This is a genomic window from Desulfosarcina ovata subsp. ovata (assembly GCF_009689005.1).
Classification (GTDB): Bacteria; Desulfobacterota; Desulfobacteria; order Desulfobacterales; family Desulfosarcinaceae; genus Desulfosarcina; species Desulfosarcina ovata.
In genome coordinates, this window is record NZ_AP021879.1 from 1,515,170 (window position 1) to 1,528,495 (window position 13,326).

The following is a 13,326-nucleotide window of genomic DNA, read 5'->3' on the forward strand; positions in this document are numbered from 1 at the left end:
TCCTAATCGAGCATATGCAGCATGGCCGCCTGGCCCACCCGCTGCGACAGCATCTGCTTGAAGGTTTCGTCCCGGTCCCGGATGGCCTGGGCGAAATTGATGGTGTTGTTCAACTCTTCCAGCTTGGTCTGGTACACGTTGTAGACGCCGTGCATGAAGGGCACCAGGTCCTTTTTCATCTCTTTCAGGTCCGCCATGACGGGCTCGGCCAGTTCAATCTTGCAATTTCGTTGGCCGCCGCCGGAATCGGTCCCTCTTTTGGCCCGGCTCACCGTATCGGCCACCATGATGGTATTGTCCATCAGGTTGTACAGATCTCCCAGCATGTAATAGGCGTAGAGAATGGCCACGTAATCGGTGTACTTGGAGGCAATCAGCGCCGGCGCGCCGACGGTGCCGTCGATGGATATCTCGGTGATCATGGCCTTGTAGATCGATGAGGGAATAACGTTGAGGAAATTCTCCTCATCGGCGGTCAAGGGCTGCTTGGCCATCACCTTGCCGCCGATGGCGCTGAGGGTGGTGAACACCCAGTTCTTCAGGTTCGGATAGGTGGTGCCGTCGATAACGATATCTCCCGCCGGATTGCAGGTATCGGTCAGTTCATCGCGCAGATAGACGGTCCCGTCGGCGATGGCGTCCAGGATGGTGGCCGGTGCGTTTTGCGGACACCGGTCGATCCGGGTGCTGCTCATGCCATCGGCGCTGATCTTGACATCTCCGATCAGGCCGCGCACCAGGTCGATATAGGCGGCAACATACCCCCGCCGTGCCCCCAGATGGGACAGGACATATCCCTGGGTGAAAAAGATCTGTCTCAATGCCAGGGGACAGCCCGTGACAAGCTGGGATATGTCTCCCACACCGGAAGCGATGGCGGTGTCTTGCACCGAGCTTTCCCGGCCGAAGTTTTTCAGCTCCTGCCAGAGGCTGGATACCCCGGACTGCTGGGCGAACTCGGTCATGGCCTGCGTTTTGTCCTTGGCCTCGATCTTCGGGTTGGCGGCATCCACCAGGGTTGCGGCAATGGCCTGGCCGGCCTTGCAGTCATCGAACTGAAGCTGGTTGAGCCGATCCACGATGGCCATGATGGATTTCATGCTGGTGGCCACTTTTTCGGACAATACGCTCATGGCGATGTCAAAAGCGAATGCCGCGGACGCCGATCCCATGGTGCGCTGGAGTTTATCCACCAGGTAATCGAACTGCATCAGGTCCATGCCGCCCAGAAACAAGTCGATCCCGCCGCATCCGGCCTTGAACTGCGGCTTGTTGACGGTGACCAGATAATCGTTTCCGGTCTGCCAGCGGGCCGAAAAGTTGCCGAAGGAGGTAAACCCGCGTTTCTGGGTCTCGAAGTGGTTGGGGCCGGATACCGATTTTTGCTGCATCCAGTCATCGATCCATCCGGCAAAGGACGGGGGCGCTGTCAGCAGGAGCGACATGCAGGCCGCCATGCGAAGTATAATGGGTTTCATGTTCAAAGCCTTTCGTTGTTTTGCTCCGGACTGTTTTGCGCAAAAGTCAAAACCCGCTTGTGTCGGCATCCTTTTCCAGGGCCATCATTTTCCCGAATGCCTCCGGATAGGAAAGCCCCTTTTGGACCAGCTTTTCAATCATCGCGTTTTCTTCCGCCGCTGAGGTGTACAGATAATAGGAGAACGGGTCCACCAGCAGCCGGGCAATGCCCATGCCCACCGGGCTGTCGATAAAGATCTCCGAGTACCTGGGTTTGGGACTGCGGATGCTTTTGAGCAGTTTCATGACGAAGTCGGAATAGTCGATGAGCTTTTTCGACCGCGCCTTTTCAAAATCCGCCGACTGCAGCAGGAATTTATAGGCCGAGTTGGACAGGATCACCTGGCCCACGTCGCCGAACATGGCAAGGTCCAGCAGCGACTGGGTGATGGTGATGAAACTGCCGCCATATTTTCTGGCGCGCCGGTAGCCTTCCACGATGATCCGGGCCAGAAGGCTGGTCTCGCCGGTATTGCTGCCGTTTCCGGAGAAAAACTGCCAGGCCTCGTCGAATATCACCAGCCGCCGCTGGGACCGGTCGGAAAGGTAGAGGTTTTCGGTGACATAGTTCAGGAGCTGGAGGGTCACCACGTTGAACAGCTCCGTCTGGGATTTGAGCTCCTCGAGTTCCAGCACCACGAAATCGTCATGGGCGATATCCAGGTTGGCCGGTCCGTTGAACCATACCCCCAGATTGCCCAGGGAGGTAAAATTTCTCAGGTTAAAGGCCAGCTGGGCCGACAGGGTCTTGATATCCTTGATGCAGGAGTTGTCCTCGCCGCACTCGAGATCCAGCAGCTCTTCGGATGTTTTGGAGGGCTCTTTCAGGTACTCGTATACCCGGTCGATATCGGCGTCGTTGCCGTGTTCGTGGAAAGAATTCAAGGCGGCGTTTTTAATCAGGGTGATCTCGGTCTCGGTGGGCACCTGCCGGCTGGTGGAATAGATCATCTGGGCGATGATGGCGCTGACCGCCTGGATGCTCTCGTCGATATCGATGATGTTGGTAAAGGGGTTGAGCCGGATGTCGGACTGCTTGGAAAAGTTGACGAACTTGCCGCCGACGATGTTGCACAGCTTTTTATAGCTGCCGCCGATATCGACGATCCGGATCAGCGAACCGGCCGTGTAGTAGTTGTAACAGATCGAATTGGTCAGAAAGCTTTTTCCGGAACCGCTGGTGGCGGTAATCAGGGCGTTGAAATTCTCGGAAACCGGCGCGAACAGGTCAAAACTGATCAACTGGCCCTTGCGGCCCACAAACAGATTGTACGGCGCACAGCCCCCGCTGAAGTCCGCCTGGATGGGCAGGCACCGGGCGGCCACCTTGGGCTGGCAGATAAAATCCCGGTCGATATAGTCCACCGCCCGGTCATGGGTGTACAGGCCAAAGGGCAAGGCGGCCAGCCACATGATTTTCAAAATTCCGCGGTCTTCCTGGATCACGAACCCCCGGGACTGCCAGATGCGTTTGACCCGGGCGGCCGCCTCCCGGGATTGCTGCTCCGAATCGGCAAAATGCCAGAGCATGGGCATGATGCGAACGAAGCTGACCCCCTGCTCGATCTGGCCCGTGGCCCACATGTATTCGTCCTTTTTGCGCTGCAGGGAGGGCGCGAAACTGCCCACGCCCTGCTGCTGGAGCACGAAATTGCACTTGGCGTGCAGCTTGGCGGCCAGGGGGGAGAAGATGACATTGACGGTGAACAGGTACGGCACGTTGATCTGGTTGTTGTCCCCTTGAACGCCCCAGATATCTCCGGTCAGATAATTGAAGGTCAGATCGTCCACCTGGTCCACCATCTTTTTTACGGTCATGCAGCGCAGGTGTTTGTCGCCCAGAAGAATCCGGTCCCATTTGGACCTGACCGGCGTTTCGCTCAGGATGATCTGCCTGTTGATCTCGCGGTTGGTGTCATAGCCGCGGGTTTCGTGTGCGGTGCCGTTGAACACCTTGGAAAGCATGGATATGAGCACGTCCGGTGCGATCAGCCGGGGGGACAGGTAGATGCCCTTCAAGGTTTCATGGACGCTGTCTCTGATGTCCAGGTAGTTAATCCTGTCCTTTTTATCTTTGGGAAGCTTCAGCGCCACGAACAGCCTGAAGTTTCTTACCGGAGTTCCCCGCAGCTTATCGACCCCCTTGGATCCGGATATGAAAAAGTCCGCGGTGTTGCCGGTGGTCTTTTCCGACAATTCGTTGCTCCTGATCTTGATGCGCCGGTATTCATCCATGGCCGGCTTGATATGTGGGTCGGCGTACAGGATGAACTGCAGGACCGTGCCTTCGGGAAACACCGAGTTCAGCAGGCCGCTAAGGATATCGAAGATCTGGTCATCGGCGTGCACCAGGGGCACGCATTCCCATAGGAAACCGATGGATTCGTCCATGTTATGGTAGCACCGGCTTTCAGGATCATAGGCCCTGTAGGGCAAAAACTCGGAAAACTGCGTCCTGAAGGTCATCTTGGAAATATCGTCATGGGTCATGCCGTGGGTGCCGAATATCATTTTTCTCAATCCCATCAATCGTCTCCCGGATTCTCTTCAATGGTGGTGGACAACAGCCAGGCAGGCTCGGTTGCGAAAAAGTAGATGTACCGGAATCCGAACATCTCGTTTTCGTTGCCCGTATAGGACAGCACCAGGACCCTGACCACTTCCGGAGGCACCACAATGGGCGGGTGGTCGTCTGCGATCAGGGCGCGGAGCTTTTCGAATCGTTTTTGCAGATAGATGCGCCTGGCATCGGCGGGCGTTGCCTGCCCGGATTCGTCCGGCATGTCATTTTCCACGGCAGCCGTGCAGTCATCGCATGGGAGATCCGCCGGCGGGTTTTCATCGAGACTCCGGCGATAGGCATCGGGTATGCCGGTGCAGGTGCCTTCATCCACGTCAGGGCATTGAAACGCGTCATCGTACGGGTTGAACACCGATTGGCATGCGCATAAAAGGCAGCCCAGCAAAAGGATGCACAGGGGCATCGTCATTTTTGGCAGCATCGTTTTGTCCTTTTTCCATGATGTTAAGGCCGGCGCCTTCGCTGACGACTAGGGTCACATCCTTGGTGGAGCCGATCTCGATGACCGGCAGGGTCTGTTCGGCCAGTTGCAGGTAAAATTTCTGCAGTTCTTTGGTGGCCGACGATATGCCTTCTCCGAGGCCGGCTTTGGCGATGTTTTCCGCATCCGTGCTGGTAAACGTGGACTGGGTTTGTCCCAGGGCGCTGAGGGTGTTTGTCCGAGTCGAATCGCCCAGGGCCTCTCCCATGCCGCCGATAAACCCGGCCAGGGCCGTGCGGGCGATATGGACCCCCATCTTGGCCACCACCCGGCCCTTGAGCCCCACTTTGCCGTCCTCGTCCACCACAAAGCCTTTGACCTCCTGATCGATGACCGCGTCGCCGTTTTTGGCCACGCACGACAAGGTGGTCAGTCGGATGTGGACCCGCTCGTCGGCCAGGTTGCCGATGCCCGATCCGATGACGAAACACCCTTTCAGGTTGGCCTTGACCTTATTGGGAAGCACGGCCAGGTCCTTTACCCGGAATAGAAGCGGCAGGGGATTGGCCTTGGCGGCGTTGGTCGTGGGCGCGGCCACTCCCGAAAGCAGCGTCGCCGCCATGAAAGAAGGGGGCAAATAGATCTGTTTTTTTTTATTGCCAGCCGTCGTCTTCTCATCCGGCCGGGCCAGATCGACCTGAATCATCTCGATGCCCCCGACAAACCGGGCCGCACCGGCATCCCGGGGCACAGGCGGGGCAATGGTGTTAAAAAGATTTTTCGGGACCCCATCGCCGGCGGCCTTGTTTTCCATGGGCGGCGGTTCGGGTATGGCAATGTCGTTTTCTTTGGGCGTCGGCTCTTTGGGGACCTCTTTTTCCGGGACCGGTACCTGGACAATCTGGGGGTTTTGCTCAAGGGTATACCGGATGGCCTTGATGGCCTTTTTCAGCGCTTCGGTCTCTTTCTTCTGGGCCACCAGAAGCTTTTCGGTCTTGGCATAAAGGGACTTTTCGAGCACGTTTTGATCCATGCGGACCTCTTCGACGGGCGCTTCGGCGCTTTCCTCAACCGGTTCCTGCCGCTTAAGGTAGTAGCCGACGACAAACAGGCTCATCAGTCCGGCAATGATGACGCCGGTGGCGGCCTTTCTTTTGGTGTCCGGATGCAAGGCGGCAAATCTGGCTTTCAGGGTGCCTGCTCTGCCGGGATCTTTGATCTGGTCTGCATTGTTGAATTCTTTCATGAGAAATTGCCTCTACTTGGTGGTCGGCCTGCCGATGCCGATGCGCGGCTCTTGTTCCGATCGTTCAACGATAAACAGGCGGGTTGGCGTTTCTTTCCGGACAATCAGGCCGTCGAGGGTGATGGCCAAAGGATGTTCGGACAACCGGGGCAGCACAAACTGCTTTTCACGGATGCCGTAATGCGCTTCAGCCGCGTTATCGCTTACAAGCAGCGCATACTCCTTGATGCGAAACCCCTCGCCATCGACATCCACCGTCCGGCGTAGGGTGATGTCGAGCCACGCCAGGCCCTCTATCGTCAGGCGGCGGTCAATATCTTCGATGGCGTATGAATCGGGATATTCTCCCGTCCAGGCCTGCTTGACGAGGGTAACGACCTTTTTTTCAAAGTCTTTGCCCTCGAACAGAGACAGGTTCCTTTTGACATCCCCGGTTTTCGAAACCAGCTGGATCCATTGGGCCGGTATCTTTTTGGGGACTCCGATAACGGTGTACACATCGCCGGCGCTTCCGCACACCACGTACAGCTCCACCGGATCCTCGACGGCTTGGGGTTTTACGGACGGATTGTCCCGGTGCATCTGAAGCTTGATAAACGCGTTGCTGCCGTTGATTTTTGCGGTGACGCCCTTTTCAGCGGAGAAGACCACATCCTTGACCGGCCGGTTGCCCATGCAGGTGACCCTGTTGATATCCAGATTGCTCAGATAAACCTGGGTGGAAAGTTCGGGCAGGACCTGGACCATGGATTTGGACAGCACCGTCGCATGGTCGGTGGTCTCGAGTCTGCCGCCCTTTTTTCGGGTGTGTCCGGCGATGTCCGGATAGATATGAACCGATGGACGGGATTTGGGGGCCTTTTGCTGTTTTGCGGCCGTCGTCGGCATGGGCGGGGGTGTTTTCCCGGCCGCCTTTTTCAAAAAGTGGGCGGTGGCAAAGCACTGGGCCGGATCATAATGGACGATGGCCGTATGAACCTTGGCGCCCAGATGCTGGGAAACTTTCTCCCTGATCAAAAAGGCCGCATCCGGATCCGCGGCGCCGGTATGAACCAGCACATATTCACTGTTGTCCATACAGATGCGAAGTTCGTCTTTTTCGATTTCATCGGACAGGCCGGCCATAAGATCATGGACAGCGGCCAGGTTGTCCTGTTTGTCGGCAATCCGGATCCAATACCGGGTCTGCCCGCTCTGCGGACTGGCAACCGCATAAACCGGTGCCAACAGCGCCAGCAGAAACCAGATAAGCCGGGGTTTACTTTTTTTCGATCTCCTGGATGCCATCGACATAGAATCTCCCGTTGATCATTTGATAGTTGAGCATGTAGATTTTTTCCTCGCGCTCGATCTCCTGGCTTCGGGCGGTCTGAATCCGCAGCCCCAGGATTTTGATCTCCTGTTTTTCCTGATTGATGCGAAGGATGTGCGGATAGAACATGCTGGTGATGGCAAGCCGTTTCACATTCTCCTTCATCTCGATCAGTTTGCGGTTCAGGGCCGGATAGTACCCGGGCGAGGTGAGTTTGAGCAGGTCATTGATCTGGTCGTCGTAAATCCTGGGGGTGTAGTTCAGCAGCAGCCCCATGGCATATTTTGAGAACAGCTCGATATATTCCGCGTTCACGCTGCTGCCCCGGATAACAATGCGTTTGTCCACCGCCGGCGGCAGGATGATCACCTTCTGGTACTTTACGGCCTGCAGCGACAGGATCGAGGAGACGACGCATCCGATGCCGATGACGATGATCACGAATTTGAGCAGTCTGTTTTCTGCCTTCAGGTTGTCGAATTTGTTTATGAATTTTTTAATGTGCATGGCCGTCATTCGGAAAAAGTGTTGGCAAAGGAAGTGGGATAATTTTTCAAGCGCTTGATTCCAGAAAAATAGAGCATGTGCATAAGAAAGCTGGACGGATACCTGTTCTTGAGGCTTGAATAGGCAAAGGGTCCCGCAATGCACAATATCCACAAAACACCGTGAAAGATGGAGGCCAGCAGGAAAAACAGGATGATGATGGCCAGCTCGTCGGTTTCGAACCAGAGCACCTGCACGGGTGCGGACAAGTATTGCGGGAACCTTTCTGCCATTTCGCGCTCCTTTAAAAAACCATTCCGAGACTGGTGATCATCGAATCGGCATTGAGCAGCACCGCCCCGCCGAGAATCGCGAGTGCAGCCATGGCGATCTTCTGCTGAATGGCGGCCACGGCCCCGGCCACCATGGCGCCGGCGCCGGCGACAAAACCGATGGGACCGTTCAGGATTCTGTTGACGCCGATGTCATACACATCCCAGGCAAAGTCCGTGGGACCGGTCGGCGCGGTGATGGCCGCCGCCGATGCGGCGCTGCCCAGGACAATGCCCGCCGTGATGATCAGATTCTTTTTTGCGCTGGCCTTTTTCATCGTTTCTGTGAATCGGGACATGAATGGGGACCTCCTTTTCGGGTTGGTTGATTGTAGTTAAAAGACGATTTCCACTCTTCGGTTTTCGGCCGGCCGGGTATCGGAGACATAGCAGCATTCGGGTCTGCCCGCGGCCTGCCGCACCTCGATGCCGTGCTCTTTGAGCCAGGTTGCGACCGTTTGCGCCCGTTCCCGGGCCAATCGTCGGTTGGCTTCAAACGGCCCCGTCGGGCAGGTATATCCGGTTACGCTGACTGCCGGCCGGTTACCGATAATAGTGGCAAGCCGGTAAAGCTTTTGCTTCTGGGATCGCTCAAGTTCGCTGGAACCGAAATCGAAATAGATGACAAAAGTCTTCTTGACGGGACGATCAGGCCTGTTTTGCCGTATGCGGGACGTGGCGGCCTTGGCGGCAGCAGCCGTTGGTGTAATCACATAGGCAGGCCTTTCCATCCCCCTTGCTGGCCCGTATTCATGCTGACGGTTCTTCTGCCCGATGATGTGCGTGGCCGCAGCCGTGTCCCTGGCAAGCGCATGCGAATAAGAAACGGCGGTCGACAAAAACAGAACGATCGACAGGACGGTTTTCATTTTCTCACCTTGTTTGTCCCGGAACCGCAGGGATTTCGTTTCGGGACATTGGTTGGGTTGTGCCTGAATCCGGTCGATGCCCTTTAACCATCGGCCTTTCCGGTCCCTGGGGATGTCCGGGTCGGTCTTCTCCGATGCGCCTAACAATGATGCCGGGAAAATATAGAACCACCTTTTCATGGGTTTGAAATTCTGCTTGAACCGCAGCCGGCATTTTTCATTGGCGACCTCCGGCACATGCATTGATAGGATCTTCCGGATCTGGGCTCCCGAACGGATATCGGAAAGGCCGCGCTGCCGCCTGAGGCGATTGAGCGCGCCTTTTATGATAGATGGCGAGAAGTAGGCACGACCTTTATGGCGGAATGCGTCAAACCCCATGACGCTGATCTGTGAGTGCAGATCCTCCAGGAACATCTCTTTGGAGAACCAATGCGCCTCTTTTTCCTCACCATGGTCCGAATCGCTTCTCATCCTGTTCTCCGGTAAATGCTGCCGCTCCTGATTGCCGGAATGTTGCCTTTGCTTTTCGAAAGCCAGATTGGCCAGCTCTTTTTGCCGGGCAATCCGGTCGGCCTGCATCAGGATGGACAGGATGGGATTGGCAGGTGCGGTTTTGCATGAACCGCCGCCGGCATGGTGAAGTCGAACCGCTTCGATGATCTGTTCTCTGTCTTTTAAATGCCCGATGCGTTGCTGAAGCCACATGGCGCTGTTATAGGAATGGGGCATATGGGCAATCCGTGCGGACGGGTGTTTGCCCACATCGTGGGTCAGAGCCGCGATCAGGAGTTTGCCCACACGCATCTGAAAATCGTTTTCCTTGGCCTTCAACAGATCGACCGCCTCCCGGCTGACATTCAAGGCGTGGTCCATCAAAGCGATGCCCGACAATGCCAGGTATTGTCGGGGGATCTCATCGTCTGCTTGCGATACCGACGGACAGGGCGCCATGGTTTCCAGTTCCATCAACAGGTTCTGGATGGTCTTCAATACCGGTGCTGTTATGGTTTTTTTGAAGGGCCGGATGTATTGGAGCCAGAAATCCCGGACCGCATCGGTTTTCCAGTCCGGTGCCGTTGATGGATGGCCATGATCGGGTTCTTCAAAGAAGGCTTTATCGATGGGTGAATCCTGCCAGAAGGCGCGCGCCAGATCGTCAAGCTCGATTTTTCGGGGAATTTGCTTTCTTTTAAACAGATGGAATTTCATGGGACACCGTCAATTTGTCATTTTTCCATCGGGCCGGTTGGATGGTTCGCTGCCGCTTTTGCCTTGTCCGCCGCCTCGGGTGTCTGTTCGCCAAGGATCTGTGCTAATGCCCGGGGAGTCCGGTACCTTACGTTGGTAACCGCACAGATTTTCGATACGACCGTGTGGAGTTGGACGAGCGCATCGTTGTATTCGTCCAGAAGCGGCAGGGCCTCTTTGGGCGCCAGGGATATCATGATGCGGTTTCTCAACCGCCGGATGCCCTGGTCCGCATAACGGGCCATGTCCGTGAGCGGGTAGGTGTCCGGGGTGTTGTGCAAAATCACCCGGGCGTTTCTCTCTTTGGCAAGCTCCACATAGTCTGTTTTGGTTCGCTGTCTGGTGGGCCGTTTTTCATTTGCGGCCGGTTTTGCTTCTTTTTCTCCCTGGGTATCGGGTGGGGTCTCCTGTTTTGTCATTGTTTCTCTCCTGTCAATGCGTGCCGGTTTTACTGTGGGCCTATGTTCTGTTTAAAGGCGATCGCTTGGTTAGCTGTGGCTTTATATTGAAGGGGCGGTAAAATCAGCCTTGGAATAAAACGATAATGAGAGGAATGATGAATATCGAAGCCATTGATGGCTATGAAGAGCTTGTGGATGCGCTGGGCGTGCTGCCGGAGACGGCCAAAAGAGCGCTGGCATTGTCCATGGAAACCGCGATGCGCAATTTCTATAAGGCCTCCGATTGTCTTGTGGATCTGGATTCAATGACAGCCAATATCGTTTTTCGCATGCCTCAACATAAAAGGGTTATCGAGAAAATGGGCCTTGAATCCGAGGTCCTCGAACATGACATCCTGCCGGTCACCTTTTCATTGGCGTCGTTGCCCGAACCTGTGCAAAAGACAGTCCGTCCGCTTTTCATTCGTATATTGGAAAGGATGAAAGCCGAAGATGAGTATTCGATCTGGAAAAACCAGGTCGGGCAGGTCATCGAAGGCGTGATTCGAAAACGCTATGCCGATTGTGTTCAGGTGGATCTTAACGGCGCAACGGGAACCTTGAAAAGATGCGCCTGGGTTTTTTCCGAAGAATCAATCTATCGGACGGGACGGGTGATGCATTTTTATATTTCATCCGTCAAACACCATCTTTCCGGGATTACGATAGCCCTGTCCAGATCGTCAAAGAAACTGCCGGCCCTGCTGCTCAAATCTCATCTGCCCATGCACCGTTTTGTCTGTTCCCGGCGGTTCATCGGACAAAAGAGCACCATTTACACCGATGCACCTTGCAGGGACAGGGATATTGTCAGGATCAGAGAGAAGGTGCGACTGGAATTAAACGGTGAAATTTTGGAGATGAGATCCTTCCCCTGAACTCCTTTTTCAACATTCCCCCGATTTTGGTTTGACAACTCTGAAAAACCACCGCTATAAAAAATTTAGGCTGATTTCTGATTTTTTCATACAAATCCACCTATTTTTTCGTCAAATTGGTATCAATTACCCATGCCCCAAACTCCTTTATTTCGTGATGGCGGCAACTTATCCGCTTGGCACACAATATGAACCATATCATTGCCATACACCGGAAATAATTGCCGGCATTTTTTCTTCATTCAACCTGCTAAGCAAAAGAAAGGAGGGGGGCGATGACTTTGATTTCCAATGAAAAAATCGCAAGCTTTGAACCCGTTTGGGCACCGTATCACGGATTTTCCCTGTTGTTCGACAGTCCGGGAAACGCTTTGGAACCCATGGGAAATCTGAAAAAGGTAGCCTGTGATGTCTATGGTGACCCCGACCTGTCCCTTTACAGGGCCCTGGCGGAAGCCATGGAAACGATGAGGCCGGCAGTGCTGATGAACACCTGCTTGTTCTGCACGCTTCCCTATGAATCCTATCACGTCACCATTTGGGACGGGATAAACGATGGCAATATCATCGGCGTCACCGCCTCGCACCGCAAGGAGTTGGAAACCTACCTGCAAGGGTTCCCGGAATCGTTTGCAACGGCTGCCAAGGTGACGGAAACGGTCAATGCATCCAAGCTTGCCGCCAAGAACGATTGGAATATCGGTTTTCGATTTGAAAAACTGGCCATCTGGTCCAACAGGGCGCTGGTAGCCCGCTTATCGCCCGCCGACAACGCCTCGGCGGCCGTGTTGGATCGGATGCTCGATGAGAGAAAAAAATTAAACGACAAGGTCGGGGTTTTACTGGATATGAATCTGCATAGGGCATTCAATCCCCATGTTTCTTTGGGATATTTTGCAGACCCCGATCTTGCAGACGTGTGCAGAAAGGATCTTGGTGGGCTAGAGGAAATTTTCACAAAAAAAACCACCGGCCAGTCCATTGCCTTCCATTCGGTTGCACTTTACGGGTTTACGGACATGGCGACCTTTTTCAAATGACGGCACCTGCACGTTGTCAGGCCGGCTTGCGCAATCATTGCGCGACAGCAATGCTCGGGGAAAGGAGACAAAGAAGATGATTGATAGTGCACTGGTCTTGAATTGTCCGTCCACCATGGGTGCATATCAACACCGTCACATAGAGAATATCGAGTGCTGGCTCGATTTTTTCGTCAATGAGGAAAGGATTCATGTGGTTGCCACGCCATCCTCCGAACGCTGGCAGGATTTGGTTCACCTTGAATATGATAAGGAATTGTATGCGTTGTTGCCGGTGTTAAGTTTTGACACCTGCAGCAGATGGCAAGCCGGTCTTTCTGAGGCGCTCACGCTTTATCAACCACGCAGCCATGTGTTTTTGTGGGCAGCCGACTTCTTTTATTCGGATGAGGCCAAAAGGGCTGCGGAAAAAATGCTCGATTACTCCGGTAAAGAAGATCTTGTCGTTGGAACCATTGAAGCGGGCGGTAAAAAAGAGGATATCGACAGGTGCGCAACCCATCCATTCATTGAAATCTGGTTTCCGGAAGAGTTTGAGATCATTCAATCAAAAGGCTTTTCAAAACCACGGTCCGAGTTGTTGCGGTTTTCGGTTCCGTTTCTCGAATATTCCCTTCGCAAGCGCTGGTTCCCCACCGAACAGACCATCCATCTAATTTTTCAATGTCTTTGGAATGACGGGGATTTTGAGGTCGAACCCATTCTTCTTCCCAAAATCGAAGATGACGGTGAAGCCAGGAATCAGCCCAACGTGATCCAACAGGTGGAAAGAATGGAGGTGTGGCTGAAATACATGTGGCGCGAAAGACAATGCGAACTGGACTGCAGTTGGTGGGAAATGGATGAATACAAGAATAAATGCATCCAATCTTTCGAAACGGCCATGCGTGCTTATGACATTTTGGTCGAAGACTGTGCCACTGTAGCTTGATTAAGGAAAGGAGGCGGTACC

Annotated in this window: 13 protein-coding genes; 3 read left to right on the plus strand and 10 right to left on the minus strand. The window is 54.4% G+C overall.

What is annotated here, in order from left to right:
* Nucleotides 1-2: 2 nt before the first annotated feature.
* From GN112_RS06715 to GN112_RS06760, 10 genes are read right to left on the minus strand one after another with little or no spacing between them, the layout of a single operon-like run.
* Entirely contained in the window at nt 3-1,478 is a 1,476-nt protein-coding gene (locus tag GN112_RS06715) for a conjugal transfer protein TraH (RefSeq protein WP_162458761.1), read from the minus strand.
* A gap of 46 nt (nt 1,479-1,524) precedes the next feature.
* Nucleotides 1,525-4,044, minus strand: coding sequence for a TraC family protein (locus GN112_RS06720; RefSeq protein ID WP_155308942.1), 2,520 nt, complete (start codon nt 4,042-4,044; stop codon nt 1,525-1,527).
* Nucleotides 4,044-4,451: a TraV family lipoprotein gene (locus GN112_RS06725; RefSeq protein ID WP_162458760.1), complete on the minus strand. Its 408-nt coding sequence runs from the start codon at nt 4,449-4,451 to the stop codon at nt 4,044-4,046. Before GN112_RS06725 ends, GN112_RS06720 begins: the two co-directional genes overlap by 1 nt.
* Entirely contained in the window at nt 4,432-5,766 is a 1,335-nt protein-coding gene (locus GN112_RS06730; RefSeq protein WP_155308940.1) for a TraB/VirB10 family protein, read from the minus strand. Before GN112_RS06730 ends, GN112_RS06725 begins: the two co-directional genes overlap by 20 nt.
* Nucleotides 5,767-5,778: 12 nt before the next feature.
* Nucleotides 5,779-7,053 carry a TraK domain-containing protein gene (locus tag GN112_RS06735; protein ID WP_162458759.1) on the minus strand — a complete coding sequence of 425 codons (1,275 nt, stop codon included), beginning with the start codon at nt 7,051-7,053 and terminating at the stop codon, nt 5,779-5,781.
* Nucleotides 7,025-7,585, minus strand: a complete 561-nt coding sequence (locus GN112_RS06740; protein ID WP_162458758.1) for a TraE/TraK family type IV conjugative transfer system protein — start codon at nt 7,583-7,585, stop codon at nt 7,025-7,027. Before GN112_RS06740 ends, GN112_RS06735 begins: the two co-directional genes overlap by 29 nt.
* Nucleotides 7,586-7,590: 5 nt before the next feature.
* Complete coding sequence (gene traL, locus GN112_RS06745) at nt 7,591-7,857, minus strand: type IV conjugative transfer system protein TraL (RefSeq protein WP_155308937.1); 267 nt, start codon at nt 7,855-7,857, stop codon at nt 7,591-7,593.
* Between the two features lie 11 nt (nt 7,858-7,868).
* Complete coding sequence (locus GN112_RS06750) at nt 7,869-8,195, minus strand: hypothetical protein (protein WP_155308936.1); 327 nt, start codon at nt 8,193-8,195, stop codon at nt 7,869-7,871.
* Nucleotides 8,196-8,231: 36 nt separating this feature from the next.
* A complete protein-coding gene (locus tag GN112_RS06755) occupies nt 8,232-9,977 on the minus strand; it encodes an OmpA family protein (protein ID WP_155308935.1) in 1,746 nt (581 codons plus the stop codon).
* Between the two features lie 17 nt (nt 9,978-9,994).
* Nucleotides 9,995-10,435 (minus strand): hypothetical protein, encoded by a 441-nt coding sequence (locus GN112_RS06760; RefSeq protein WP_155308934.1) that lies wholly within the window; start codon nt 10,433-10,435, stop codon nt 9,995-9,997.
* Nucleotides 10,436-10,569: 134 nt separating this feature from the next.
* Between GN112_RS06760 and GN112_RS06765 the strand changes: the two genes are divergently transcribed.
* The 3 genes from GN112_RS06765 to GN112_RS06775 all read left to right on the plus strand — a co-directional run bounded on the left by GN112_RS06765 (nt 10,570) and on the right by GN112_RS06775 (nt 13,305).
* On the plus strand, nt 10,570-11,334 hold the full coding sequence (locus tag GN112_RS06765) for a S1 domain-containing protein (RefSeq protein WP_155308933.1): 765 nt from the start codon (nt 10,570-10,572) through the stop codon (nt 11,332-11,334).
* Nucleotides 11,335-11,609: 275 nt separating this feature from the next.
* Complete coding sequence (locus GN112_RS06770) at nt 11,610-12,374, plus strand: hypothetical protein (protein WP_155308932.1); 765 nt, start codon at nt 11,610-11,612, stop codon at nt 12,372-12,374.
* A 76-nt stretch (nt 12,375-12,450) separates the two neighbouring features.
* A complete protein-coding gene (locus GN112_RS06775) occupies nt 12,451-13,305 on the plus strand; it encodes a hypothetical protein (RefSeq protein WP_155308931.1) in 855 nt (284 codons plus the stop codon).
* The last annotated feature ends 21 nt before the right edge of the window (nt 13,306-13,326 follow it).

Coding starts and splice junctions, on each gene's coding strand:
- GN112_RS06740 (WP_162458758.1), bottom strand. CDS start 7,585: ATGCACATTAAAAAATTCATAAACAAATTCGACAACCTGAAGGCAGAA.
- GN112_RS06760 (WP_155308934.1), bottom strand. CDS start 10,435: ATGACAAAACAGGAGACCCCACCCGATACCCAGGGAGAAAAAGAAGCA.
- GN112_RS06765 (WP_155308933.1), top strand. CDS start 10,570: ATGATGAATATCGAAGCCATTGATGGCTATGAAGAGCTTGTGGATGCG.
- GN112_RS06715 (WP_162458761.1), bottom strand. CDS start 1,478: ATGAAACCCATTATACTTCGCATGGCGGCCTGCATGTCGCTCCTGCTG.
- GN112_RS06750 (WP_155308936.1), bottom strand. CDS start 8,195: ATGTCCCGATTCACAGAAACGATGAAAAAGGCCAGCGCAAAAAAGAAT.
- traL (WP_155308937.1), bottom strand. CDS start 7,857: ATGGCAGAAAGGTTCCCGCAATACTTGTCCGCACCCGTGCAGGTGCTC.
- GN112_RS06735 (WP_162458759.1), bottom strand. CDS start 7,053: ATGGCATCCAGGAGATCGAAAAAAAGTAAACCCCGGCTTATCTGGTTT.
- GN112_RS06720 (WP_155308942.1), bottom strand. CDS start 4,044: ATGGGATTGAGAAAAATGATATTCGGCACCCACGGCATGACCCATGAC.
- GN112_RS06730 (WP_155308940.1), bottom strand. CDS start 5,766: ATGAAAGAATTCAACAATGCAGACCAGATCAAAGATCCCGGCAGAGCA.
- GN112_RS06755 (WP_155308935.1), bottom strand. CDS start 9,977: ATGAAATTCCATCTGTTTAAAAGAAAGCAAATTCCCCGAAAAATCGAG.
- GN112_RS06775 (WP_155308931.1), top strand. CDS start 12,451: ATGATTGATAGTGCACTGGTCTTGAATTGTCCGTCCACCATGGGTGCA.
- GN112_RS06770 (WP_155308932.1), top strand. CDS start 11,610: ATGACTTTGATTTCCAATGAAAAAATCGCAAGCTTTGAACCCGTTTGG.